Origin of the sequence: Microvirgula aerodenitrificans DSM 15089 (genome assembly GCF_000620105.1) — a bacterium.
GTDB lineage: Bacteria > Pseudomonadota > Gammaproteobacteria > Burkholderiales > Aquaspirillaceae > Microvirgula > Microvirgula aerodenitrificans.
This window is the reverse complement of record NZ_JHVK01000005.1, coordinates 221,370-246,123: the sequence shown is the minus strand read 5'-3', so window position 1 is coordinate 246,123 and position 24,754 is coordinate 221,370. Positions and strand designations below refer to the sequence as shown.

Below are 24,754 nucleotides of genomic sequence, written 5' to 3'. Positions count from 1 at the left end.
CGCTGATTTACCAGAGGTTAGAATGATGTGGTATTTCGGAGACTTAGGCTGGCGCTGGGGATCATCAATGTGATGTGGCTGGAGAGCCAGTACGCGTTCGGTTCGCGCAGTGCAAAGGGGACGGAGGACAGTTTCCATCATCACCGGGCTGCCGGTCGGGGGGGCGGCGCGGCGGGGGGGCAAATCCGGCTGAGTGACCCGCAAACGTGAACAAGGGCATCACCGATCAGGTGATGCCCTGTTTTTTTGGCTGTTGCGGTGCTTACAGACCCAGCCAGATCTGCAGGTCGTCGCGTTCGCCGGCGGCCTCGTACAGCGCGCCGATGATTTCCTCGAAGTGTTCCTCGCCCATTTCGTTGCGGGCGGCGATCGACTCGTGCCAGAACACCGTGGCCGGGCCCTTCACGTCACCGGTCAGTGCGTCGAACAGGGCGTCGAGATTCTTGCCGAAGTGCGCCGGCAGCTGCAGGCCGCGGGCAAGCTGGGTGTAGAAGTCTTGGGTCGAACGGACATTTTTCAGCTCGCAGGTCAGCGACATGGCGGGATCTCGGTGAAGGTTTGGTAATGATCGACGGTGACATAGCGCAGGCCGTTGCCGGCATAGACCAGCCGCTTGCCGTTGCGCTTTCCGCCCTGGTAGTCCAGGTCGGCTTCATGCCAGTCGGCCGGTGGCAAACGGTGTTCCCGGTTGCCGAAACGGTCGCCGCCGATGGATTTGCCCTGCAGGCCGGGTACGGACCACAGCTTGCGGCCCGGACGCCAGCCGGCATCGCGCGCCGTCTGCTTGGAGACGTAGCGGTTCGGCAACTGGCCGGTGCCGCCCAGCGCGGTCAGCACACCGGCGAACTGGGTGACATTGACCGGTGTGGCGAGCTTGGCGTTGATTTCGCGCGCGACACGATCGCATGAGCCGGCTTGAACCGGCAGCGACAGGGCAACGGCGACAACGAGAGAAAGGAAACGGTACATGGCGCCACAACGGAATGAGTCCGCCGATTCTGCCGAAGCAGCGGACCGGCGGCAAGAGCGAACATGCGACAGCGCGCATGTTCGCTGCGCGGGTCAGGTGTTCTGGACCACGATCTTCGGCAGTCGCGAGCTGTAGTCGCGCGCCTTTTCCCCGACCTTGACCGCGACGCGGCGGGCGATCTGCTTGTAAATGGCGGCGATCGTGCCGTCAGGATCGGCGATCACGCTCGGGCGGCCTTCGTCGACCGCGAGGCGGATCGACAGGTCGAGCGGCAACTGGCCGATCAGCTCGACGTGGTACTGCTCGGCCATTTTCTGCCCGCCGCCTTCGCCGAAAATCGCTTCGACATGGCCGCAGTTCGAGCAGATGTGGACCGACATGTTCTCGACGATGCCGAGTACCGGCACGCCGACCTTCTCGAACATGCGCAGTCCCTTTTTGGCATCGAGCAGCGCGATGTCCTGCGGCGTGGTGACGATGACCGCGCCGGTGACCGGGATCTTCTGCGACAGCGTCAGCTGTACGTCGCCGGTGCCCGGGGGCAGGTCGATCAGCAGGTAGTCGAGCGCGTCCCAGCGGGTGTCGTTCAGCAGTTGCATCAGCGCCTGGGTGACCATCGGGCCGCGCCAGACCATGGCCTGGTCGTCATCGACCAGATAGCCCATCGACATTGTCTGCACGCCATAGTTCTCGACCGGGACGAGCGACTTGTTGTCCGGGGACGCGGGACGCTGGCCCTGCAGCCCCATCATCAGCGGCTGGGACGGGCCGTAGATGTCGGCGTCGAGAATGCCGACCCGCGCGCCTTCGGCCGCCAGCGCCAGCGCCAGATTGACGGTGGTGGTCGACTTGCCGACGCCACCCTTGCCGCTGGCGACGGCGATGACGTTCTTGACGCCCGGCAGCAGCGGGATGCCGCGCTGCACGGCGTGGCCGGTGATCTGGCTGGACACGGCGATGTCGATCTGGCGCGTGCCGGCCAGCGTGGCCAGTGCCTCGGCGAACTGGGCGCGGATCGCGTCATGGCGGCTTTGCGCCGGGTAGGCGAGCACGATGTCGAGGCCGATGGCCGATGCGGACTGGCGAACATTCCTGATCGCCTTTGCCTCGGCATAGGTCTTGCCGGTGTCGGGATCGACCAGGGCCTGGACGGCATCGAGCAGCTCGGCTTCGCCACTGTGGTCGGCGGCGGGCGCGTCGGCGGATTTGAACAGCTGGGTCAGTTTGGACAGCATGGTGTGAATTCCGGGCGGATGATACGAATACCCGAGCACTTTACTCGGTTTATCGCGCCAGCGTCTACGCTGCACGCCGGTTCGCGCGGGCTGGAGGGCAGAGGGGGCGGCAGCGTACACTGGCGACGGGACGGCCGGTCGGCCATGATGAAAACAGTGCGAATGAAACGGGGATGCCCTGATGCCACGTCTGCTGGCAGTGATGCTGTCGACGCTGGCCGCCACCGTCGACGCCAACGGTCTGGTGCTGCCGCTGGTGCCGCAGCCCGCGCCGCTGGTGCAGGGCATGCCCGGCGATGGCGACGCGGCTGTGCCGGACGATGGCGCGGCACGCAACGGGCGTCAGGTCGACCGCCGGGTCGAACGCAATCCACGCCGGGTCGAGCGCGACGGACGGCGTCTGCGCCGCCCGTCGGAGCGGAGCGACTCGCCGCCGGCCGTGCCGGCCAGCCCGCTGCCGGTGGATGAACGCGGCGGTTACTGAACGGACATGTCCCGTATCTGAACGTTCGCTTGCGTGCCCGCTGGTATAATCGCCCGCTACGTCCGCCCGGAACAACTCCCGTCCAGGCCGTGACGCCGCCGCGAGCCCGGCCCTTCTCCTGCCCGGATCGCCGCTTCTTGTCGCCATCATGGTCGCGTCACGCGCGGCCGTCAGGCTCGATATCTCCCGGAACAGGCCCGCTGCGCGCCGGCCTTCCTTCCCCGTACAGAACCGCCCCTGCCGCTGCCTGGCTGCCGCACGGGCCCGCTCCGCCCGGCCTTCCGATCAGGAGGCCGCATGCCGGGGGCGTCGCAACTGGCTGAAAACCATGCAGAAGAAAATCACTACCCTGACCCTGTCCGTCCTGTGCTTCCCGCTGGCGCTGGTGCTGTTCGAATTTGCGGTCTATATCGCCAACGACATGATCCAGCCCGGCATGCTGCACGTGGTGGCCGAGTTCGGCGTCGACATTTCGTGGGTCGCCACGTCGATGACCGCCTTCCTGCTGGGCGGCATCACCGTGCCGTGGCTGCTCGGGCCGCTGTCGGACCGTATCGGCCGCCGGCCGGTGATGCTCGCCGGCGTGGCGCTGTTCGTGCTCAGCTGTCTGGCCATGCTGTGGGTCGGCGGCATCGAATCCTTTATTGCGATGCGCGTGCTGCAGGGCGTCGGCCTGTGCTTTATCGCCGCAGTCGGCTATGCCGCCGTGCAGGAAGCCTTTGACGAGAATACGGCGATCAAGGTCACGGCGCTGATGGCCAATGTGGCGCTGATCGCGCCGCTGCTGGGGCCGGTGGCCGGGGCGGTGCTGATCGAAATCTGGCCGTGGCGCTCGATTTTCGTGCTGATTGCCGCCATCGCCGCACTCGGCTGGCTGGGCCTGTGGTATTTCATGCCGGAGACGGTACAGCCCGGCAGCGGCCCGCTGCCGCTGTCACAGATCGGCCGCGACTACCGTGCGGTGCTGACCGACCGCGGCTTTATCACCGCCTCGCTGTGCATGCCGTTCATGGCGCTGCCGCTGCTCGGCTGGATCGCGCTGTCGCCGGTGTTCCTGATCGAGGACGGCGGCATGAGCACGCTGGAATACGGGCTGTGGCAGATCCCGGTGTTCGGCGCGCTGATTGCCGGCAACCTGATCCTGGTCCGGGTTTCCGACCGCTGGCAACTCGGCCGTTCGGTCGTGGTCGGCCGTCTGCCGCAAATGCTCGGCGCGACGCTGATGCTGGCCGGCTGTCTGCTGACCAGCGTGCCGTGGTTCTGGATCATTGCCGGCATCAGCCTGACCTCGCTGGGCGAGGGGCTGTGCTTTGCGGTGCTGTACCGTTTTGCGCTGACCGCCAGTCCGATCGCCAAGGGCACGGTCGCCGCCTCGGTCGGCATGCTGTCGATGGTGGTGTACGTGTTCGGCATCGAGGGGCTGAAGTTCGCCTATCTGCAGTGGGGCGAGGTCGGTTATGCCGCGCTGTCAGCCTGTTCGACCGCGCTGTACCTGTGGCTGTCGCGCGGCGTGCTGCAGCGCGCGATGGCCGCCCGCGCTCGCGAATCCGGCGAGCCGGCCCTCGTCAGCCAGTCGTAGACCACGGCTGCGCGCCATCCCGGCTCCCCGGTACGGCGTGCTTTGTCGCTATAATCGTTCGCTTGAGATTCCAGAAGAGACATCCTGATGACGCAACGCAAAATTTTGGTGACGAGTGCCCTCCCTTACGCCAACGGGGCCATCCACCTCGGCCATATGGTCGAGCACATCCAGACCGACGTGTGGGTGCGTTTCCAGAAGATGCGCGGGCATGAATGCCACTATGTCTGTGCCGACGACACCCACGGCACGCCGGTCATGCTGGCGGCGGAAAAGCAGGGCGTAACGCCGGAACAGCTGATCGAGCGGGTCAAGACCGAGCACCTGGCCGATTTCAGCGGCTTCCATATCGGTTATGACAACTACTATTCGACCAATTCGCCGGAGAACAAGCAGTTCTCCGAGCAGATCTACCGCAAGCTCAGTGCCAACGACAAGATCGTCAGCCGCACCATCGAGCAGCTGTACGACCCGGAAAAGCAGATGTTCCTGCCGGACCGCTTCGTCAAGGGCGAGTGTCCGAAGTGCGCGGCCAGGGACCAGTACGGCGACAACTGCGAAGTCTGCGGCGCGACCTACAGCCCGACCGAACTGAAAAATCCGTACTCGGCCGTGTCCGGCGCGACGCCGGTGCTGCGCAGCAGCGAGCACTTCTTCTTCCGCCTCGGCGAATGCACCGACTTCCTGCGTGAATGGACCACCGGCAGCACGCTGCGCGCCGACGGCGTGTCACAGCCGCACCTGCAGCCGGAAGCGCTGAACAAGATGAACGAGTGGATCGAAGGCGGTCTGCAGGACTGGGACATCTCGCGCGATGCGCCGTACTTCGGCTTCGAGATTCCGGATGCGCCGGGCAAGTACTTCTATGTGTGGCTCGACGCGCCGATCGGCTACATGGCGTCGTTCAAGAACCTGTGCGACCGCACCGGCATCGACTTCGACAGCTATTTCAACGCCGATTCCGACGCCGAGCTGTACCACTTCATCGGCAAGGACATCCTGTATTTCCACGCGCTGTTCTGGCCGGCCACGCTGAAGTTCGCCGGCTATCGCGCGCCGACCGGCGTGTTCGCGCACGGCTTCCTGACCGTCGACGGCCAGAAGATGTCGAAGTCGCGCGGCACCTTCATCACCGCGCGCAGCTACCTCGACTGCGGGCTGAACCCGGAGTGGATGCGCTATTACATCGCCGCCAAGCTCAACAGCCGCATTGAGGACATCGACCTGAGCCTGGACGACTTCGTCGCCCGGGTGAATGCCGACCTGGTTGGCAAGTTCATCAATATCGCCAGCCGCGCCGCCGGTTTCCTGACCAGGCGCTTCGAGGGCCGCCTGTCCGCACAGATTGCCGACCTCCCGCTGCTCGATACCCTGCGCGCCCAGGCTGACGGCATTGCCGCCGCCTACGAGGCCCGCGAATATGGCCGTGCGCTGCGCGACATCATGGCGCTGGCCGATGCGGTCAATGTCTATGTCGACGCGAACAAGCCGTGGGAGCTGGCCCGTCAGGAAGGGGAGGAAGCGCGCCTGCACGATGTGTGCACCGTGCTGATCAATGCCTTCCGCATCCTGGCGATTTACCTGAAACCGGTACTGCCGAAGCTGGCGACCGATATCGAGGCCTTCCTCGATGTCGCACCGCTGAACTGGAACGATGCGCAGACGCTGCTGCTGGGTCATGCAGTCAAGCCGTACCAGCATCTGATGCAGCGCGTCGAACCGGTGCTGATCGAAAAGCTGGTCGAGGCGAACAAGCAGAGCACGCCTGCCGCCGTGACGCCGGCCAGCCTCGGCGTCGAGCCGCTGGACGACACCATCGGCATCGCCGACTTCGCCAAACTCGATCTGCGGGTCGGCACGGTGCTGGAAGCCGGTCTGGTTGAGGGTTCCGACAAGCTGCTGCGCTTCAAGGTCGATCTCGGCTTTGAAACCCGGCAGATCTTCTCCGGCATCCGCAGCGCCTATCCGGAGCCGGAAAAACTGATCGGCCGCCAGGTCATCGTCGTCGCCAACCTTGCACCGCGCAAGATGCGCTTCGGCGTGTCCGAGGGGATGATTGTCTGCGCCAGCGGCAATGACGACTCGCAGGGGCTGTTCCTGCTCGATGTCGACAGAGGCGCCAAGCCGGGCATGCGCGTGAGCTGATTGATGGCTGCAGGATCATGACGGGTCGGCCTGGGTTACGGGCCGGCCCGTCATTCATTGCCTGGAAGTTCTGCTGTGGAATACAGTCTGGAAATGGAATATTGGGCGGACCTCAGCCCCATTGACAGGCAGTAGGCATTTTCCCCACTGGTCCGGAAGCGGCGGGGAGTGCCAGCGGGATGTCGAACGAGACCATGCCGGCGGCGACGGTGGGGCCGGCGCTGCATCCCCTGCAGGCAAATGGCTGCGGGGCAGGGGATTCGCCACTCGCCGTCTGTGGTCAATGTCATTACCATGGCCGGCCGTCATTGCCGGTCCTGTGTCATGTCCTCTGCCGCGTTGCGCCCGCTGTGGCCCGTTCTGTTCGTCATTCTGTGGAGTACCGGCTTTATCGGCGCCAGGTTCGGCCTGCCCTATGCCGAACCGCTGACGTTCCTGCTGGTGCGCTATGGCTGTACCGCCTTGCTGCTGACCGTGCTGGCGCTACTCATGCGCGCGCCGTGGCCGGACAGCCGGCGCATGGTCGCCCATCTGGCCGTCACCGGCCTGCTGGTGCATGCGGTCTATCTGGCCGGCGTGTTCAGTGCCATTTCCCGTGGATTGTCGCCGGGGCTGACGGCACTGGTGGTGGGCCTGCAGCCCATTCTGACCGCCGTGCTGGTGGCGGCCTGGTTCCGGGCTCCGGTCGGCCGGCGGCAGTGGGCCGGTCTGCTGCTGAGTCTGGCCGGGGTGACGATGACGGTCTGGCCACGGCTGAGCATCGGCCACGACATGCTGCCGCTGCTGCTGCCGGTCGTGGCCGCGCTGTTCGGCATCACCCTGGGTACGCTGTACCAGAAGCGCTTCGTGCCGCACTTCGACTGGCGCACCGGCGGCGTGGTGCAGTTCACCGCCTGTGCGCTGGCGACCGGTGCTGTCGCGCCATGGTTCGAGTCCATGCACATCGTCTGGAACGGATCGTTCGCCTTTGCGCTTGGCTGGCTGGTGCTGGTGCTGTCGATCGGCGCGATCAGCCTGCTGAACTGGCTGATCCGCCATGGCGAGTCGGTCGGCGTCGCCAGCCTGTTCTATCTGACACCACCGACCACCGCACTGATGGCCTTTGCCCTGTTCGGCGAACGGCTGACGCCGCTGGCCATCGCCGGCATGGCCGTGGTGGCGGCCGGCGTGGTGCTGGCGCGGCGCTGAATGCTCAGACGATGACGCCGCCGCCGAGACAGATGTCGCCGTCGTACAGGACGGCCGACTGGCCCGGCGTCACCGCCCATTGCGGGTCGGTGAAAGTCAGCCGGATGCGTTCCGGCGACAGCGTGTCGAGGCGACAGGCGGCATCACTCATCCGGTAGCGGTTCTTGGCCGCATAGTCGCCATCGGCCGGCGCCTCGCCGAGCGTCCAGCTCAGTTGCGAGGCTTCCAGTACCGGTTTCAGCAGCAGCGGGTGGCCGTGGCCCTGGACCACGATCAGGGTATTGCTGGCCATGTCCTTGCCGGCGACAAACCACGGCTCGCCATTGCCGGCCTTGTCGCCGCCGATATTCAGGCCCTTGCGCTGGCCGAGGGTGTAGTACATCAGCCCCTGATGTTCGCCGACCGTGCGGCCTTCCGGCGTGACCATCGGGCCGGGCTGGGTCGGCAGGTAGCGCTGCAGGAAGGCGCGGAACGGGCGTTCGCCGATAAAGCAGATGCCGGTCGAGTCCTTCTTGGCCGCATTCGGCAGGCCGATCCCGGCGGCGATGCGGCGGACCTCGGTCTTGTGCAGCCCGCCGAGCGGGAACAGCGACTTCGACAGCTGCGCCGGCGACAGCCGGTACAGGAAATAGCTCTGGTCCTTGCCCGGGTCGACGCCCTTGAGCAGGTAATGCCGGCCGTCGCGCTCCAGCTTGCGCGCGTAGTGGCCGGTGGCGATACAGTCGGCGCCGAGGGTCATGGCGTAGTCGAGAAAGGCCTTGAACTTGATCTCGGCATTGCACAGCACGTCCGGGTTCGGCGTGCGGCCGGCGGCATACTCGTCGAGGAAGTACTGGAACACGCGGTCCTTGTACTCGGCGGCGAAGTTGACGATCTCCATGTCGATGCCCAGCCGGTCGGCCACGCTCATGGCGTCGAGCGAGTCCTGCTTGATCGAGCAGTAGTCGTCGTCGTTGTCGTCTTCCCAATTTTGCATGAACACGCCGATGACTTCATGCCCTTGCTGCTTGAGCAGGTGAGCGGTCACCGACGAGTCGACGCCGCCGGACAGGCCGACGACGATGCGTTTTTTCTCCGTCATGACGGGGAATATCCTTTCATCCAGACATCCAGCGGCACCACGGCCGCATCGTGTCCGTTATCGAAAAACCAGCTGTCCACCGCCCATTGCCGGCCACCGGCATCGGTCATTACCGCGGTGTAGTGCAGATCCACTATCCATGGCGCGCGCCAGGCCTTGCCGGCCGGCGTGTGCAGCCGCAGCCAGCCCTTGTCGCGCAGCCACAGCAGCCATTCGGCATTGGTGGTGCTGTGGTCGACGCAGTCGCGCCGCCCCGGCGACGTCCCGTCGCTGAAATTGCCGCCCTTGTCGTCCCGGATCGGCGTCTGCTCGCCGGCGATCCGTTCCAGCAGGCCGATGGCCTGCGAGACGGCGCGGCGTTCGTCGTCCGGTGTCGCGACGTGGGCAAACAGCTGCGCCACTTCCGCCTGCTGCGGTGTGCTGACGGCAAAGCGGGTGTCGACACGGCAGCCGTAGCCGTAGCACAGCGGCAACGCCTCGTCGGCGGACGCAACGGCAGGCAGGGCTGCATTCAGGACCATCAGCAGCACGGGCAGCAGGGCACGGGTCGGCGGCATGCGTTCTCCAGCGGGGAGCGGTGTCGGGGGCGGGGCCCTGAACGGACGGCATCAGCGGTCCGGGGGAAAACCTGTGTGGGTCAGCAGGTCGAGCGGGTAGCGGCGTCCGGCCAGGTAATCCTGCACACAGCGGTACACCAGCGAACTGCGCTGCCGGTCGACGCTGGCGGCGATTTCCTCAGCCGTCAGCCACAGCGGGCGGACGATGCCGTCATCCAGCACGGCGTCGGCATCATGGTCGAGGGCGGTGCAGACAAAGGCGAAGCGCAAGTAGACCAGCTCGGGCTCGTCGCGCTTCGGCGCAGCGTAGATGCCGACCAGCGCGGTCGGCTCGACATGCCAGCCGGTTTCCTCATAGGCTTCGCGGCGGGTGGCGGCGAGCAGTGTTTCGCCCTGTTCCCAGTGACCGGCCGGCTGGTTGAGCATCAAGCCGGCCGAGGTCTGTTCCTCGACCAGCAGGAAGCGGCCGTCGCGTTCGACAATCGCGGCAACGGTCGCGTTCGGTTTCCATTGGGTTTGGTGCGCCATAGCGGGCGGATTGCGTGGACAAAAACGGATTATACCGGCTGGGGCCAGCGCTGGGCAGCTTCAGGGGCGGGTGAGGCGGACGCGGACCATGGCGGTCGACGCGTAGCGGCTGCCACCCTGACCCAGCACCAGGGTGTCGCTGCCGTCGGCCTCGTGCACTACGCTGGCGATCGTCAGCCAGGCATCGGGCCGTCCGCGCACCCGGGTACTGCTCGTATTGCCATTGCGGCCGGCCGGTAACTGGCCCGGGCTGACGGCCAGCGTCAGGACCACCTCGTCGCCGTCGGCGCGCGCCTGCAGCCAGAAACCGCCGCCGCTGGTCTGCCACGGCTGGCGCGGCGAATAGCGGCCGTCAGGGTAGGCGAGCACCCAGTGGGCGGGCCGCAGCGGGCCGGTATCGACCCGGGCCTTGCCGCCTTCGGCCACCACCAGCCACTGCCCGTCGTCGGCCGGGACCGCCGGGCGACTGCCAAGCGGAATCTCGCCGGCATCGATGTCGACCCCGACACCCGGCCGGCCATGGCCGCCGGGACGCCACACGCCGATGTCGACCCGGCCGGTGTTCGGCCGGGCAGGGGCGGCGTGCCGGCGCGGCAGCAGCGCCGAGGTGTCGACTTCCAGCCGCCATTGCCGGCGCCGGCTGTCGAGCTGGGCCACCAGCCGGGCGAGTTCGGCCTGGCGGATCGGTTCGGCGCTGATCACCACTGCATCGGGCAGGCCGGCCACGCGCTCGCCGGGCTCCAGCAGCGGTTCCAGCGCGGCGGCCACGTCCTCACCCCGTTGCTGCTTCAGCTTCAGCGTCCGCAGCGACGGGGCGGCGATGGCGGCCTGGGCCAGCAGCAGGGCCGTCAGCCAGGTCAGGATGGGCGTGCGCAGGGTCATACATGGTCCTTGCCGGCCCGCCAGATGGACAGGATCAGCCAGATGCTGTTGAAAAACGCGATCATGAAACCGAAAAAGCCGAACACCGGCAGGCCGAACAGCGTCGGGCCGGCATTGACGGTCATGACGATGCTGGAGCCGATGATCAGGCAACCGGTCACGATGCCCATGGTCAGCCGGTTCGCACTCTTGTCGATCTGGTGACCGAAGCTGTCCAGCCGCTTGACGTCGATATCCAGCCGCAGCTTGCCGCGCCGGGCGGTGCCGAGCAGGCGCGAAATGTCGCGCGGCAGATCGGCGACCATGCCGACCATGTCCAGCAGCCCGCGCACGCTCTTGTCGGCGATGGCCTTCGGCGTGTAGCGCGCCAGAATGATGTGGCGGACGAACGGCGTCAGGTGGGCGACCAGCTTGAAATCGGGATCGAGCTGGCGCGCAAAGCCTTCCAGCGTGATCAGCGCCTTGAACAGCATCGACAGGTCGGCCGGCAGCACGATCGAGTGCTCGCGCATCAGGGCCATGATGTCGTTGATCAGCTGGGTCAGGTCCAGTTCGGACAGCGACAGGCCGTCGTACTGGAACAGGAACTCGGCGATATCGGCCTTCAGCCCGTCGTCGTCGACCTGGGCGCTGCCGGTCCAGTCGATCAGCACGTCGTAGACGCCGCGTTCATCGCGGCGCGACAGCGCCGACAGCAGGTCGGCCAGCTGGTCGCGGCGATCGCGCGACAAGCGCCCGACCATGCCGAAATCGATGAAAACGATGCGGTTTTCCGCCAGAAAGAACACGTTGCCGGGGTGGGGGTCGGCATGGAACAGCCCGTCGAGCAGGATCATTTTCAGCACCGCGTCGGCGCCGCGTCGTGCCAGCAGCTTGCGGTCCAGCCCGGCCGCCTCGGCCAGGTCCAGACGCATGGCCGGAATGCCGTCGACGAAATCCTGCACATTGATGGTCGGGTTGGTCAGCGCCCAGTACACCTTCGGCACCACGATATGCGGGTCGCCGGCGAAATGCTGGGCGAAGCGCTCCATGTTGCGCGCCTCGCCGGCCAGGTTGAGTTCGCGCTTCAGCGCCTTGGCGAACTGATTGACGATCTCGCCGGGCTGGTAGCGGCGGATGTCGGGGAACTCCAGTTCGATCAGTCGCGCCAGGTGACCGAGGATGCGCAGGTCGGCGTCGATCTTGTCGACGATGCCCGGCCGGCGCAGCTTGACTGCGACCGGGGTACCGTCCATCAGCATGGCGCGGTGGACCTGGGCGATCGACGCCGCGCCGATCGGATGCGGGTCGAATTCGGCAAATGCTTCGGCCACCGGCATGCCGAGCGCCGCTGACACCAGCCGCGTCACATCGCCTTCCGGCAGCGCCGGCGCATCGCTCTGCAGCTTTTCGAATTCGGCGATCCAGTCCGGCGGGAACACATCGACCCGGGTGGCGAGGATCTGGCCGAGCTTGATGAAAGTCGGCCCGAGATCTTCCAGCGAGCGACGCAGGCGGACCGGGGTCGGAATGTAGTCGTCAGGGGACGGCATCGGCACATGCAGCCACTCGATTCCCTTCTCGACCACGCGCGGCAGCTTCAGCCGCTGCGCGAATTCTCCCAGGCCATGCCGGATGAGAATGGCCGAGATTTCTTTCATGCGCGGCAGGTCGCGCATGGCGACGAAGGTTTCTTTGAGCATGCGTTTTCGGGTACCCGTCGAAGGACGTCCAAGTATATAAGCACGGGCTGTTGTCTTTACAGCGCGGGGTGGGTCGATTACATTCGGCCCCCATGAAATTGATTGCCCGAACCGCCGCCGTCCTGCTGTTGGCGTGCTCCGTCGTTGCCCTTGCGGAGCCCGCGCGGGCGAGCAACACCGCCGCACAGAACCGCCAGGAGCCACGTTTGTCCGCGCCGGGCGAGGACGCGATGGGGGATCTGATCCTCCAGGCAATGAGCCTGATGGGCATAGCGTACCGCTTTGGCGGCAATTCGCCGACCCAGGGTTTCGATTGCTCCGGTTTTATCCGCTACATCTTCGAGAAGTCCGCCGGCGTCAACATGCCGCGCACTGCGGCGGAACAGGCACGCCTCGGCGTGTCGGTCGGCCGCGACGAACTGCGCCCGGGCGACATGGTGTTCTTCAACACGCGCGGGTTTGCAAACTCGCACGTCGGGCTGTACATCGGCAACAACAAGTTCATCCATGCGCCGCGTACCGGCAAGAATATCGAAATCGTCAACATGAGCTCGGGCTACTGGGCCAGCCGCTACAACGGCGCCCGGCGCGTGGCGCGTGGGGCGGGCAATGTGTCCAGTGCCGAGCTGCTGGATGATCTGGGCTCGTCGAAGAAGCGCGACAGCGGCGGTGATGCCATCGCCCGCTTCTCCGGTGACGGCGAGACGCCGCCGCCGGTCAGGACCCGGCTGCGCAAGAGCCCGGACATCGTCATCGCGTCGTCGGCAGTCGAGGACAGCAGCAAAAAGGCCGGCAAGAACAGCAAGACCGACGACGGCCCGACCTGCCCGCCGCCGAAGAAGGGCCTGAGCGCAAAACAGCGCAAGCAGGCCGAAGCCGAATGCCGCAAGGCCGAGGAAGCGGACAAGAAGGCCGGGAAAAAGGCCGGCAAGAACAGCAAGGCCGACGATGGCCCGACCTGCCCGCCGCCAAAGAAGGGCCTGAGCGCAAAACAGCGCAAGCAGGCCGAGGCCGAATGCCGCAAGGCCGAGGAAGCGGACACGAAGGCCGGGAAAAAGGCCGGCAAGAACAGCAAGGCCGACGATGGTCCGACCTGCCCGCCGCCAAAGAAGGGCCTGAGCGCAAAACAGCGCAAGCAGGCCGAGGCCGAGTGCAGCAAGGCCGAGGAAGCGGACAAGAAGGCCGAGAAGAAGGCCGGCAAGCACGGCAAGGCCGATGACGGCCCGACCTGCCCGCCGCCGAAGAAGGGCCTGAGCGCGAAACAGCGCAAGCAGGCCGAGGCCGAGTGCAGCAAGGCCGAGGAAGCGGACAAGAAAGCCGGGAAGAAGGCCGGCAAGCACGGCAAGGCCGATGACGGCCCGACCTGCCCGCCGCCGAAGAAGGGCCTGAGCGCGAAACAGCGCAAGCAGGCCGAGGCCGAGTGCAGCAAGGCCGAGGAAGCGGACAAGAAAGCCGGGAAGAAGGCCGGCAAGCACGGCAAGGCCGATGACGGCCCGACCTGCCCGCCGCCGAAGAAGGGCCTGAGCGCGAAGCAGCGCAAGCAGGCCGAAGCCGAGTGCAGCAAGGCCGACGACGGCAAGTCGGACAAAAAATCGGCCAGGAAAGGCGACGATAAGAAGTCCGGCGCAGACTCGGCCGACAAGAAGTCCAAGTCCCATGCCGCGACCGGCAAGCATGCTTCCGGCCACGGCGACAGCAAGAAAGCCTCGTGATGAATGACAGCGGTCCCGTTTTCCCCGTCTGGCTTGCCCCGGACGGCCAGCCGGTCGCCTGCGTGGAAAAGATCAAGGTCATGAACGAAAATCTGACCGAGCTGCGCCAGGTTGCCCAGGATGCGTTCGAAGACGCGGTCCTGATGGGCTGCGATGAAAACCAGGTGCGCGATTTCCTGGCCGACATGATGCGCGCGCTGGTCAACCCGTATCAAAGCGCCCGATGAGCTTCGAAACCCTGATTGCCCTGCGCTACGTGCGCGCCAAACGGCAGGAAAGCTTCATCTCCTTCATTTCGCTGGTCTCGGTCATCGGCATTGCCCTCGGGGTCGCGGCGCTGATTATCGTGCTGTCGGTCATGAACGGTTTCCAGAAGGAAATCCGCACCAAGATGCTCGGCGTGGCCTCGCACCTGGAAGCCAGCGGCGTCAATGGCCAGCTGGCTGACTGGGGCTTGGTGCAGAAGGCACTGGCTGGTGATCCGCGCGTGGTCGCCACGGCGCCGTTCGTCAACGCCCAGGGCCTGCTGTCGTCGGCCGGCAGCGTGCGCGGCGCGCTGATCCGCGGCATCGATCCGGCGCAGGAGCCTGGCGTGGTCGATGTCGGCGAGCACATGGTGGTCGGCAAGCTGACCGACCTCAAGCCGGGTGGCTTCGGCATCGTCATGGGGGTGGAAATGGCGCGCGCCCTCGGTGTCGGCGTTGGCGACAAGGTCAACCTGATTACGCCGGAAGGGCAGTTCACGCCGGCCGGCATGCTGCCGCGCCTGAAGACCTTTACCGTGGCCGGCCTGTTCAAGGTCGGCATGTTCGAATACGACTCCGGCTTTGCCATGATCGACCTGTCCGACGCGCAACGGCTGTTCCGTCTCGGCGGCAATGTATCCGGCGTCCGGGTCAAGCTGACCGAGCTGATGCAGGCGCCGCAGGTCAAGCACGACCTGTATGCGCGCGTGCCGGACAATGTCGTGCTGACCGACTGGACCGACATGAACGCGAGCTACTTCCGCGCGGTGCAGATCGAGAAACGCATGATGACCATCATCCTGACGCTGATCGTCGCCGTGGCCGCCTTCAACCTGGTCTCGACCCTGGTGATGGTGGTGACCGACAAGCGCGCCGATATCGCCATTCTGCGCACGCTGGGTGCCAGTCCGGGGTCGATCATGCGCATCTTCATGCTGCAGGGGGCGCTGTCGGGGGTGATCGGCACCGTGTCCGGCGTCGCCGGCGGTGTGCTGATCGCGCTGAACCTGGACCGGATCGTGCCGGTGATCGAAGCCGTGCTCGGTACCAAGTTGCTGTCCAGTGACGTCTACATGATCGACCATCTGCCCAGCGACGTGCAGTTTGCCGATGTGTCGACCATTGCCATCATCGCGCTGCTGCTGGCCTTCTTCGCCACGCTGTACCCGAGCTGGCGCGCCGCGCGCATGCAACCGGCGGAGGCCCTGCGCTATGAGTGAACCCGTCCTGCGCGCCGAAGGACTCGGCAAGACCTATACCGGGCTGGAAACGCCGGTGCTGACCCGGATCGATCTCGATGTGGCGGCCGGCGAGCGCATCGCCATTGTCGGCAGTTCCGGCTCCGGCAAGTCGACCCTGCTGCATCTGCTTGGCGGACTGGATTCGCCGACCACCGGCCGCGTCAGCGTGGCCGGGCAGGATCTGGCCACCCTTGGCGAACGCGAGCGCGGTGTGGTGCGCAACCGGTCGCTGGGCTTCGTCTACCAGTTCCACCACCTGCTGCCCGAATTCTCCGCACTGGAGAATGTCGCCATGCCACTGCTGATCCGGCGCCTGAACCAGGCCGAGGCCGAGCAGCGGGCGGCCGCGATGCTGGAACGGGTCGGACTCGGACACCGGCTGACGCACCGTCCCGGCGAGCTGTCCGGCGGCGAGCGCCAGCGCGCGGCCATTGCCCGGGCGCTGGTCACCCATCCGGCCTGCCTGCTGGCCGATGAACCGACCGGCAACCTTGACCGCCATACCGCGGAAAGTGTGTACTCGCTGATGCTGGAGCTGAATCAGGGGCTCGGCACGGCGCTGATCATCGTCACCCACGACATGGAACTGGCCGCCCGCGCCGACCGCATCTACCGGCTCGACGACGGCCAGCTCCGGCCGGCCGTCGCTGACTGAACCGGCCGCGCGGGGGCCCCGCGCGCCGCATTTTCCCTGTTTTCACACGATATTCCTGACGGAGCCCCTGTCCCCGCATGCCCACCCCCGATCCCCTCAGCCAGTACGCTGCGCCCATCGACCGGTTGATGGAGGCGCAGGCAGACAAATTCGACCTGATCGTCGCCCTGCTGACCCGACCGCGCGGGCTGGCCGAACTGGCGCTGGTGCTGGCTTTCGTCTATCTCGGCGTGCTGGTGTCGCGCTGGACGCGCAAGCGCGCGCTGGCCGGCAACCCGCAGCGGCTGGAACGGCTGCTGCCGTATCTGTGCCAGCGCATCGTGCTGCCACTGTCGGCCGGACTGCTGTGCGCGGCGGCGGCCGTGATCAATATCCGCCTGTTCCAGCAGCCGCATTTCGGCGTGCTGCTGATCGGCACCGTGCTGCTGTTCTGGATGATGGTGATCCGCGTGGCGACGGCGGTGGTGCGCAGCGTGCTGCCGAAGGGCAAGATCGAGCAGGGCACCGAACACACGCTGTCGGCCATTCTCTGGGTCGGCTTTATTTCCTACATGCTCGGCTTCGATGGCGCGCTGTTCGAGTGGCTGGATTCGGTCAGCTTCCATATCGGCAAGAACCGGCTGACGCTGTTCATGATCGTCAATGCGCTGATCTGGGTGTCGGTGGTGGTGTTCGTCGCGCTGTGGGTCAGCCGGATCATCGACAGCCGGATGATGAAGCTGTCCCATCTCGATCTGAGCTTCCGCATCGTCATCAGCAAGATCATCCGCACCGGCCTGATGGTGGCCGCGGTGCTGATCGCGCTGCCGATTGTCGGCATCGACCTGACCGTGCTGTCGGTATTCAGCGGGGCGCTGGGCGTCGGCCTCGGTTTCGGCCTGCAGAAGATCGCCAGCAACTACGTGTCCGGCTTTATCATCCTGCTGGAACGGTCGGTGCGCATCGGTGACCGCATCGTGGTCGACAACCGGACCGGCGTGATCCGCGAGATCACCTCGCGCTATCTGGTCCTGCGCCAGTCCGACGGCACCGAAGCGCTGATTCCGAACGACACCATGATTGCGAACACCGTCGTCAATACCTCGTATTCCGATCGGGCGATCTGGGTCAGCCAGGATGTTGGCGTGGCCTACGACACCGACCTGGAACTGGCGATGCAGTTGATGATCGAGGCCGCACAGGAAGCACCGCGAGTGATGAAGGACCCGGGGCCGGGTGCCTATGTGATCGCGTTTGGCGACAGCAGCATCACGCTGACGGTCGGCTACTGGATCGGTGACCCGGAAAACGGTTCGTTCGGTCCGAAGTCGGCGATCAACCTCGGCATCTGGCGCAAGTTCAAGGCCAACGGCATCGAAATGCCGTTCCCGCAGCGAGAAGTACGCGTAATCGGTGAACTGGCGGTCGCGCCACAGCCGGCGCCGCCCCGGACGGAGGCTTCCGATGAAAGCAAGTGAGGCCGGCCAGCAGCGCGAAGTGCTGCTGGTCGATGACGATGACGCGGTGCGCGATGCGCTGAGCTGGCTGTTCGAGGGCAATGGCTTCCGGGTCCGCGCCTTCGAGTCCGGCGAAGCCGTGCTGGCCTGCCCGGAGGTAGTTGCCGCCGCCGGCTGTCTGGTGCTGGACATGCGTCTGTCCGGCATCAGCGGCCTGGTGCTGTTCGAACGGCTGACGACCGGTGGCCGCTGTCCGCCGGTGCTGTTTCTGACCGGGCACGCCGACGTGCCGCTGGCCGTGGCCGCGCTGAAGATGGGCGCAGCGGATTTCCTGGAAAAACCGTTCGATGACGAAGTGCTGCTGGCGCGGGTCGGCGACTGTCTGCAACGCGACAGCGAACGCCGCAATGCGCGGGCCGGCCGCGAGCGGGTCGATGCGGCGCTGCGTCAGCTGACCGACCGCGAACGCGAGGTCATGCAGCATGTGCTGGCCGGGCGGCTGAACAAGCAGATCGCCGAGGCGCTGGACATCAGCATCAAGACGGTCGAAGTCCACCGTTCGCGCGTGCTGGAGAAGATGGGGGTCAAATCCGCCGTCGAACTGGCCGGCCTGCTGGCCTCCTGGCCGCCACTCGAGTAAACCCTGATGCCGACTGCCGGCCGGGACGGGCTGCACATCGCTGTCGCCGGCCCGGTGGGCAGCCGTTTTCCCCCTGTTGGTCCGTGATGTCCGATTCTTCCGTTTCCGATCTGCTGTCGGCGCGCCGCGCCGACCTGTCCGCCGTGACCGCCGCGCTGACCGGGCGCCGCCCGGTGTCGCCCTGTCGCTGGCAGGCGCAGGACGCCTTCGTCAAGAAGGCGATGCCGCCGCGCTGGCGCGACCGCTGTTTTCCGCTCTATGCGCCCTGGCTGCGGCGCAAGCTCGCGCCCGGCGTTCCGTTCGTGCCTCGCGTCTATCCGGCCGGCCTGCCGGTCGAGGCGGTACGGCTGGCTGCGCTGCACGCCGCCGGCTGCCGGGTGCCGGAAATTCTTGCCGTCGATCGCGACGCCTTCGTCATGAGCGATGCCGGCTGGACGCTGGAAGACGAGCTGAATCCGCGTGACGACCCCGCCGCCTGCCTGCGCTGGCTGACGCTGGCGGTCTCCGACCTGACCGACTTTCATGCTGCCGGCCACTGGCATGGCGGCGCCCAGGCGCGCAACCTGACCCTCGGCCCGGAAGGCCGCCTCGGCCGCATCGACTTCGAGACCGACTACGACCGCTATTTGCCGCTGCCGCTGCTGCAGGGCTTCGACGTGCTGCTGTTCCTGTCCAGCGTGACCCGCTACGTGTCCGACGACGACTTCGATACCCTGTCGACACTGTGCGTCAGCCGCTCCGGTGCTGCCGTGCGCGCCGTACTGTCGCGCGCGCTGCCGCTGGTCGGCTGGCTGGCGCGCTCGTCACTGCTGGCGCGCACGGCACCGAAAGAAGCGCGGCGGGTCAGGGCGATCGCCCGCACCCTGGCGGCATGCCGCGCCGATATCGGCCACGACTGACACGACTGAAAGGCTCGCATGGACTACAAGCATCCGGTCTCCGTTCTGGTCGTCATCCATACCCCTGATCTGCGCGTACTGATGATCGAGCGCGCCGATGCGCCCGGCTACTGGCAGTCAGTGACCGGCAGCGTCGAGGCCGGTGAGGATCTGGCCGGGGCCGCGCGCCGCGAAGTGGCGGAAGAAACCGGTATCCGTGACGGCGTGCTGACCGATTGCCGGCGGCACACTGTCTGGGAAATCTACCCGCGCTGGCGCCACCGCTACGCGCCGGGCGTGACCCACAATACCGAACACGTGTTCACGCTGTGCGTGGCCGATGCGGTCACGCCGACGCTGGCGCCGCGCGAGCACGTCGCCTGGCGCTGGCTGGACTGGCGCGAGGCGGCCGGACTGGCGTTCTCGCCGTCGAATGCCGAGGCGATCCGCACCCTGGCCGGGTGCTAGGCATATCGGCCAGAAACTGTTGTTGTGCCGGTTGACGGCGTATGCTGAATGAGTGGCGAATGGCGCCGAAACCCCGGTGGCGGCCGATGGCTCAGCGGCTGTCCCGTTTGTGAGATGCATACATGAATGTTTTCAACCGCTTCAAGCACTCCCTGGCGAAGACACAGAGTGGCGTGGTCACGCTGGAAACCGGTTCCTCCGGGCTGGCTGCCGCGCTGTCCGGCCTTGGCGCCGCGCCGACCTTCGTGTCCGTCTACGTGTCGCCGCATGTCGATATCGACGCAGTGGCAAGCCAGATTACCGGGCGCTTTCCCGGCGTACCGGTCATCCTGAGCTCGACCGCTGGTGAGCTGTGCTCGAGCACGGGCGGCCTGTACTGCCAGACCGGCGATCGCTGGGACCGCATTGTCGTCCAGTGTTTTGACGCGACGCTGGTCGAGCGTGCGCAACTGGTCTCGGTGCCGCTGGGCAGCGAGGACCTGCGTCGCGGCGGACAGATCACGCTGCCGATCGAGGAGCGGGTGGCGAAGATCCGCCAGTCGATCGATATGCTGAATGTCGACATCGACATCGACCATCGGGACACGCTGGCCTATGTGATGATCGACGGGCTGTCCGCGTCGGAATCGTTCTTCATGGAAGCGCTGTACGACTCGGGCCGTTTCCCGTGCCTGTTCGTCGGCGGCTCGGCCGGCGGCAAGCTGGACTTCACCCATACCTGGATTCACGACGGCAAGCGCAAGCTCGAGAACCACGCAGTGGTTGTGTTCCTGAAAATCAGCAAGGGCATCCGCTTCGGTGTGCTGAAGAGCCAGAACTTCGAACCGACCGATACCCGTTTCCACGTGATCCGCGCGTCGCTGGCCCGGCGCGAGATCAGCCACGTCATCAACGGCAGCGGGCGGATGGTGCCGTTCGTCGAGGCGCTGTGCGAGCATTTCCGCTGTGAACCGCGGGCGCTGGACGAAAAACTGGCCGACTACTCGTTCGCCATCCGCGTCGGCGACGAGCTGTATGTCCGCTCGATCTCGCAGATCGATGCCGAGCGCGGCTGCGTCCATTTCTTCTGCGACATTGCGCCGGGGGAAGAGTTGCTGATGGTGCGGCGTACCGGCTTCGTCGAGGGCACAATCCGGGATTTCCGGACCTTCATGCAGGGCAAGCCCGGCGCACCGCTGGCCGGCATCCTCAACGACTGCATCCTGCGCCGGCTGAACAACGGCAAGGAACTGGCCGGACTCGGCGGCGTGTTCGACTGCGAACATCTGGCCGGCTTTTCCACCTTCGGCGAAATTCTCGGCCTGAACCTGAACCAGACGCTGACGGCGGTCTTTTTCTTCCGCGTGCCGCCCGGCACGACCTTCCGCGACAACTACGTCGACAATTTCGTCGCCCACTACGGGCGTTTCAAGGCCTTTTTCCTGCATCGTCAGGTCGGCAAGCTGTCAGGGCTGTCGCGGGTGATGGAGCAGCAGCTCACCGAGTACAAGCACCAGCGCTTCGGCGAGCAGCTGGACCCCGAGATTTTCGACAAGCGGATGCGGGCGGTGGCGATCGGTCTCAACGACCTCGGCGCCGCGCTGCAGCAGGCGCACAGCCAGCGCATCGAGACTGCCAGCCAGATGGAAAACTGCTCGCAGGATCTGTACACGTCGGTGGAAGGTCTCACCTCGCAGGTCGGCGAGCAGGAAGCCACCGTGCGCGAAGCCAGCGACACCGTGGACGTGCTGGCCCGCGAAGCGGCCAATGCCGCCGAAAGCGCCAGAAACCTGGGCGAGGCCAGCAGCCGCATTCGCGGCGTGGTGGCGATCATCCAGCAGATTTCCGATCAGACCAACCTGCTGGCGCTGAATGCGGCGATCGAGGCGGCCCGGGCCGGCGAGGCCGGACGCGGTTTTGCCGTGGTGGCCGACGAGGTGCGCCGGCTGGCGGAGCAGACGCGCAACAGCGCCGGCGAAATCGGTTCGGACATCGCCACGCTGACCGGCAGCATCGGCGATGTGGCGCAGAAGATCGACAAGCAGTCCGGTGATGTGGAAGCGATTGCCGGCATGCTGAAGACCATCGAGAACGCCAGTGGCCGCACTTCGGAAACCGCCGCTCATACCCGCGTGGTGGCCGATACGCTGAAAGCGCTGACGCGTTCCTGAACGGCGAGGGCCGCCGCAGCCCGGCGGCGGCCCGGCCGGACAGGCTCAGGCCGTGAGCGCCCGCCCGTCATCAGCCACCCGGTTCAGGCCGGGTTTTCGTCCTTTGCTGCCGGCAGATACCAGAAATGGGCGGATGAACCCTCCAGCATGCCCGGGCGCAGGCCCTGCCGGCGTTCGAGCAGTCGTGCCAGGGTCAGGAGCAGTACATCGGTATCGACCGGCTTGTGCAGCAGGAACGCGCCGCTGGCACGGGCATCGCGCAGCCGGTCCGGTGCGGTGTCGCCTGTCAGGATCACGGCCGGCAGCGACTGGCCGAGGCGGGCGAAAATCGCTTCCAGCGCCTGCTGGCCGGTCTGCTGTCCGCGCAGCCGGTAGTCGGCGATCACCAGCTCCGGCGTGAACCCGTCCAGGCAGTCGGCGGCCTCCTGAACCGACTCGACCGCCAGGCACTGACTGCCCCAGCCGGCCAGCAGTCCGGTCATGGCCGTGCGGACGGCAGGATCGTCGTCGACGACCAGAATGCGCCGGCCCTGCAGGGACGGCAGTCCGGACGCGGCCGGCACGGTTTCGGCAACTGCTTGCTCGGTGCCGGCCTGCGGCAGGAACAGACGGAATACCGAACCGCGTGCCGGCACGGAGGCCAGCTCCACCCGCACCCCCATGGTGCGCGTCAGCCCGTCGACGATGGCCAGCCCGAGTCCGAGCCCCTTGCGGCGATCGCGTTCCGGATTGCCGAGCTGGTGGAATTCCCTGAAAATTTCCCGGTGCTGCGAGGCCGGGATGCCGGCGCCGGTATCCCAGACCTCGATCGCCAGTTCGCTGCCGCGCAGGCGGCAGCCGACCAGCAGGCCGCCCTCGCTGGTATAGCGGATGGCATTGGCAATCAGGTTGCGCAGGATCAGCTCGACCAGACCGGGGTCGGCATTGGCCACGCCGGTCGTGTCGCGGGTGCGGTAGATCAGCGCCTTGCCGTCGGCCTGTGGCGCGAACTCGTTCTCCAGCTTGCGCAGCATCGGCTGCAGCCGGAACGGCCGGGGCCTGGCCTCGATAACGCCGGCTTCCAGCTTGGAGAAATCCAGCAGCGTATTCAGCATTTCGCGGGCGGCGGCCGAGGAGGCTTCGATATGGTCCAGCAGCTCGCGCTGTTTTTCGCTCAGTGCCGTGCGGCCCAGCGACACCACGAACAGGCCGAGCGCGTGCAGCGGCTGGCGCAGGTCATGGCTGGCCGAGGCCAGGAAGACCGACTTGGCCCGGTTGGCCTCTTCGGCCAGTTCGGTCTGCCGGTGCAGTTGCGCAACCAGCTCGATATTCTCGAAACGCAGCTGGATCGAGCGCCGCGCACCGCGCCAGTAATTGTATGCGAACACCAGCAACGCCAGCAGGTACAGCGGAACGCCGAGCTGCAGCGGCTGGTAGTGCGGATTGTCCGAAACCAGAAACACGCCCCAGACCGGCAGGATGGCCGGCAGCAGGAAGCCGACGGCCAGCGGCAGGCAGGGCGAGAAAATCGACAGGGCCGCCGAACTCATGCCGGCAATCAGCGACAGCAGGCAGACGGCGCTGGGCGGAAAGCGCAAGTCCAGATACAGCCAGCCCGCAAGCCCCCACAAACCGCCAAGAACGGTCAGCAACAGGGTCAGCGCCGTGGCATAACCGCATGCCTGTTCCTCGCTGGTGCGCGCCGGAAACAGCCGGCGGCCGTAATGGCCGATGCCGCAGGCCACGGCCATGGCCGCCGCCCACCCGCCGACCGCATGGCCACCGCCGGACAGGACGATGCTCATGGCCAGCAACAGCGCGGCCATGCTGCAGCCGAGCATGGCCATGCCGAAACTCTGGTCGATCAGCGCCATTTGCGCGGCCAGCAGGCGCGGTTCGTCGAAGCGGGGCCACGGGCAGCGGATCATGGCTTCTGCACCAGACCACGGTTCATGGCCTCGAGCACCGCCTCGGTCCGGCTGAAGACCCCCAGATGATCGAGAATGGCGGCGACATGGACGCGGATGGTGTTTTCCGACAGCCCCATATGATGAGCGATGACCTTGTTCGAACGGCCGAGGCAGAGCTGACCGAGTACCTCGAGCTGGCGCGGCGTCAGTGCCCCCTGGGGACTGGGGGTGGCCGGGCTGGCGGCATCCTGCGGGAAATGGCGCTCGCCGCGCAGGCAGCAGGCGATCGCTTCCTCGATTTCCCCGGCCGTGGCTGATTTCGACAGAAAGCCGACGACCCCGGGAACCTCTGCGGCCTGGGCCGCAGCATTGTCGGTACTGCCGGACACGACCAGGATGCGCGCCGAGCGGAAGTAGCGCAGCAGGACCCGCACGCCGTCCAGTCCGTTCAGACCCGGCAGCTGGATATCGAGCAGGATGATGTCCACCGGCATCGTGCCATGCGTCTGCACCGCCTCCATGATCGAACCTGCCTCGAAAATTTCCCCCAGCAGCGGGCAGTCCGCCAGCACCAGCCGCAGGCCGGTACGGAACAGGGTGTGGTCGTCGATCAACAGCAGGCGCGCGCGCGGCATGGATACCCAGGCATCATGATGAATGCAGGGAAAATAGTCGCGTCCGCTGACTGCGGCAAGGGGAATTGCCGCCACTAAGCAAAATAGACTAGCCCTAATCGGATTGGATTATTTACCAATGACAAATGCTTGATTGATAATTTTGGTATTGATACGGCATGGCCGATCGGCCGCTGCCATCAGCGATTTTCCATCCAGAGGATTTTCCGATGTCTTTTTTCACCAGGCGGCTGGCGGCATGTTCGCTTGCGAAACCGCATATTGCCGGGAAAGGCAGGCACTGATGCCGGGGCGATACTGGTGGCGCCGTCATGGGTCGCTGCTTGCTGCAGTGATGCTGCTCGGGGTGCTGGTCTGGGTCAATGTGGCTTGGGCAGGGCAGGGGGCACCCCCTGCCCGCGGGCAGGCTGCCGCGGCGGTCGTCGCGACCGCAGGAGACCCGCCTGCCGCCGGCTGCCGGCAGGTGCGGGGTTT

The 24,754-nt window shown here is 66.1% G+C and carries 23 protein-coding genes; 13 read left to right on the top strand and 10 right to left on the bottom strand.

The window, feature by feature from the left end:
* Nucleotides 1-262: 262 nt before the first annotated feature.
* From Q352_RS0108095 to apbC, 3 genes are all read right to left on the bottom strand, one after another.
* Nucleotides 263-538 (bottom strand): barstar family protein, encoded by a 276-nt coding sequence (locus Q352_RS0108095; RefSeq protein WP_028498918.1) that lies wholly within the window; start codon nt 536-538, stop codon nt 263-265.
* The gene (locus Q352_RS0108090; RefSeq protein ID WP_028498917.1) at nt 529-969 is read right to left on the bottom strand and encodes a ribonuclease domain-containing protein; all 441 of its coding nucleotides are present in this window, start codon (nt 967-969) and stop codon (nt 529-531) included. Before Q352_RS0108090 ends, Q352_RS0108095 begins: the two co-directional genes overlap by 10 nt.
* A 93-nt stretch (nt 970-1,062) precedes the next feature.
* Nucleotides 1,063-2,205, bottom strand: coding sequence for an iron-sulfur cluster carrier protein ApbC (gene apbC, locus Q352_RS0108085; protein ID WP_084299963.1), 1,143 nt, complete (start codon nt 2,203-2,205; stop codon nt 1,063-1,065).
* A 181-nt stretch (nt 2,206-2,386) separates the two neighbouring features.
* On the opposite strand from apbC, the gene Q352_RS0108080 reads away from it, so the two are divergent.
* The 4 genes from Q352_RS0108080 (at nt 2,387) to Q352_RS0108065 (ending at nt 7,601) form a co-directional block, all read left to right on the top strand.
* The gene (locus Q352_RS0108080; protein ID WP_028498915.1) at nt 2,387-2,689 is read left to right on the top strand and encodes a hypothetical protein; all 303 of its coding nucleotides are present in this window, start codon (nt 2,387-2,389) and stop codon (nt 2,687-2,689) included.
* A 328-nt stretch (nt 2,690-3,017) separates the two neighbouring features.
* On the top strand, nt 3,018-4,268 hold the full coding sequence (locus tag Q352_RS0108075; RefSeq protein ID WP_036385639.1) for an MFS transporter: 1,251 nt from the start codon (nt 3,018-3,020) through the stop codon (nt 4,266-4,268).
* Nucleotides 4,269-4,355: 87 nt separating this feature from the next.
* Nucleotides 4,356-6,413, top strand: a complete 2,058-nt coding sequence (gene metG, locus Q352_RS0108070) for a methionine--tRNA ligase (protein WP_028498913.1) — start codon at nt 4,356-4,358, stop codon at nt 6,411-6,413.
* 324 nt (nt 6,414-6,737) lie between these two features.
* Nucleotides 6,738-7,601 carry a DMT family transporter gene (locus Q352_RS0108065; protein ID WP_028498912.1) on the top strand — a complete coding sequence of 288 codons (864 nt, stop codon included), beginning with the start codon at nt 6,738-6,740 and terminating at the stop codon, nt 7,599-7,601.
* A 4-nt stretch (nt 7,602-7,605) separates the two neighbouring features.
* Here Q352_RS0108065 and mnmA read toward each other — a convergent pair whose 3' ends face one another.
* The 5 genes from mnmA to Q352_RS0108040 are packed head-to-tail and all read right to left on the bottom strand — an operon-like array spanning nt 7,606 to nt 12,331.
* Nucleotides 7,606-8,682, bottom strand: coding sequence for a tRNA 2-thiouridine(34) synthase MnmA (mnmA, locus tag Q352_RS0108060; protein WP_028498911.1), 1,077 nt, complete (start codon nt 8,680-8,682; stop codon nt 7,606-7,608).
* Entirely contained in the window at nt 8,679-9,239 is a 561-nt protein-coding gene (locus Q352_RS0108055; RefSeq protein ID WP_244879566.1) for a hypothetical protein, read from the bottom strand. The genes mnmA and Q352_RS0108055 overlap by 4 nt, the downstream gene beginning before the upstream one ends.
* A 51-nt stretch (nt 9,240-9,290) precedes the next feature.
* Nucleotides 9,291-9,767: an NUDIX hydrolase gene (locus tag Q352_RS0108050; RefSeq protein ID WP_028498909.1), complete on the bottom strand. Its 477-nt coding sequence runs from the start codon at nt 9,765-9,767 to the stop codon at nt 9,291-9,293.
* Nucleotides 9,768-9,827: 60 nt separating this feature from the next.
* Nucleotides 9,828-10,649 (bottom strand): secretin N-terminal domain-containing protein, encoded by an 822-nt coding sequence (locus tag Q352_RS0108045; RefSeq protein WP_028498908.1) that lies wholly within the window; start codon nt 10,647-10,649, stop codon nt 9,828-9,830.
* On the bottom strand, nt 10,646-12,331 hold the full coding sequence (locus Q352_RS0108040; protein WP_028498907.1) for an ABC1 kinase family protein: 1,686 nt from the start codon (nt 12,329-12,331) through the stop codon (nt 10,646-10,648). The genes Q352_RS0108045 and Q352_RS0108040 overlap by 4 nt, the downstream gene beginning before the upstream one ends.
* A gap of 206 nt (nt 12,332-12,537) precedes the next feature.
* Here Q352_RS0108040 and Q352_RS22765 point away from each other — a divergent pair, with 206 nt between their 5' ends.
* The 9 genes from Q352_RS22765 to Q352_RS24270 all read left to right on the top strand — a co-directional run bounded on the left by Q352_RS22765 (nt 12,538) and on the right by Q352_RS24270 (nt 21,756).
* Nucleotides 12,538-14,043: a C40 family peptidase gene (locus tag Q352_RS22765; protein ID WP_244879565.1), complete on the top strand. Its 1,506-nt coding sequence runs from the start codon at nt 12,538-12,540 to the stop codon at nt 14,041-14,043.
* Entirely contained in the window at nt 14,043-14,270 is a 228-nt protein-coding gene (locus Q352_RS0108030; protein WP_028498906.1) for a hypothetical protein, read from the top strand. Before Q352_RS22765 ends, Q352_RS0108030 begins: the two co-directional genes overlap by 1 nt.
* On the top strand, nt 14,267-15,508 hold the full coding sequence (locus tag Q352_RS0108025) for a lipoprotein-releasing ABC transporter permease subunit (RefSeq protein WP_028498905.1): 1,242 nt from the start codon (nt 14,267-14,269) through the stop codon (nt 15,506-15,508). Before Q352_RS0108030 ends, Q352_RS0108025 begins: the two co-directional genes overlap by 4 nt.
* The gene (lolD, locus tag Q352_RS0108020) at nt 15,501-16,184 is read left to right on the top strand and encodes a lipoprotein-releasing ABC transporter ATP-binding protein LolD (RefSeq protein ID WP_028498904.1); all 684 of its coding nucleotides are present in this window, start codon (nt 15,501-15,503) and stop codon (nt 16,182-16,184) included. Before Q352_RS0108025 ends, lolD begins: the two co-directional genes overlap by 8 nt.
* A 77-nt stretch (nt 16,185-16,261) precedes the next feature.
* Nucleotides 16,262-17,641, top strand: coding sequence for a mechanosensitive ion channel family protein (locus Q352_RS20265; RefSeq protein WP_051528772.1), 1,380 nt, complete (start codon nt 16,262-16,264; stop codon nt 17,639-17,641).
* Complete coding sequence (locus Q352_RS0108010; RefSeq protein ID WP_028498903.1) at nt 17,628-18,260, top strand: response regulator transcription factor; 633 nt, start codon at nt 17,628-17,630, stop codon at nt 18,258-18,260. Before Q352_RS20265 ends, Q352_RS0108010 begins: the two co-directional genes overlap by 14 nt.
* 86 nt (nt 18,261-18,346) lie before the next feature.
* On the top strand, nt 18,347-19,159 hold the full coding sequence (locus Q352_RS22240; RefSeq protein WP_051528771.1) for a BUD32 family EKC/KEOPS complex subunit: 813 nt from the start codon (nt 18,347-18,349) through the stop codon (nt 19,157-19,159).
* An 18-nt stretch (nt 19,160-19,177) separates the two neighbouring features.
* The gene (gene nudB / locus Q352_RS0108000) at nt 19,178-19,606 is read left to right on the top strand and encodes a dihydroneopterin triphosphate diphosphatase (RefSeq protein WP_028498902.1); all 429 of its coding nucleotides are present in this window, start codon (nt 19,178-19,180) and stop codon (nt 19,604-19,606) included.
* 122 nt (nt 19,607-19,728) lie between these two features.
* Nucleotides 19,729-21,756 (top strand): FIST N-terminal domain-containing protein, encoded by a 2,028-nt coding sequence (locus Q352_RS24270; protein ID WP_028498901.1) that lies wholly within the window; start codon nt 19,729-19,731, stop codon nt 21,754-21,756.
* An 83-nt stretch (nt 21,757-21,839) separates the two neighbouring features.
* Here the strand turns inward: Q352_RS24270 and Q352_RS20255 are convergent, their stop codons facing one another.
* Together Q352_RS20255 and Q352_RS0107985 are read right to left on the bottom strand one after the other, a co-directional pair.
* The gene (locus Q352_RS20255; RefSeq protein ID WP_051528770.1) at nt 21,840-23,663 is read right to left on the bottom strand and encodes an ATP-binding response regulator; all 1,824 of its coding nucleotides are present in this window, start codon (nt 23,661-23,663) and stop codon (nt 21,840-21,842) included.
* Nucleotides 23,660-24,280, bottom strand: coding sequence for a response regulator transcription factor (locus Q352_RS0107985; RefSeq protein ID WP_028498900.1), 621 nt, complete (start codon nt 24,278-24,280; stop codon nt 23,660-23,662). The genes Q352_RS20255 and Q352_RS0107985 overlap by 4 nt, the downstream gene beginning before the upstream one ends.
* Nucleotides 24,281-24,754: the final 474 nt, after the last annotated feature.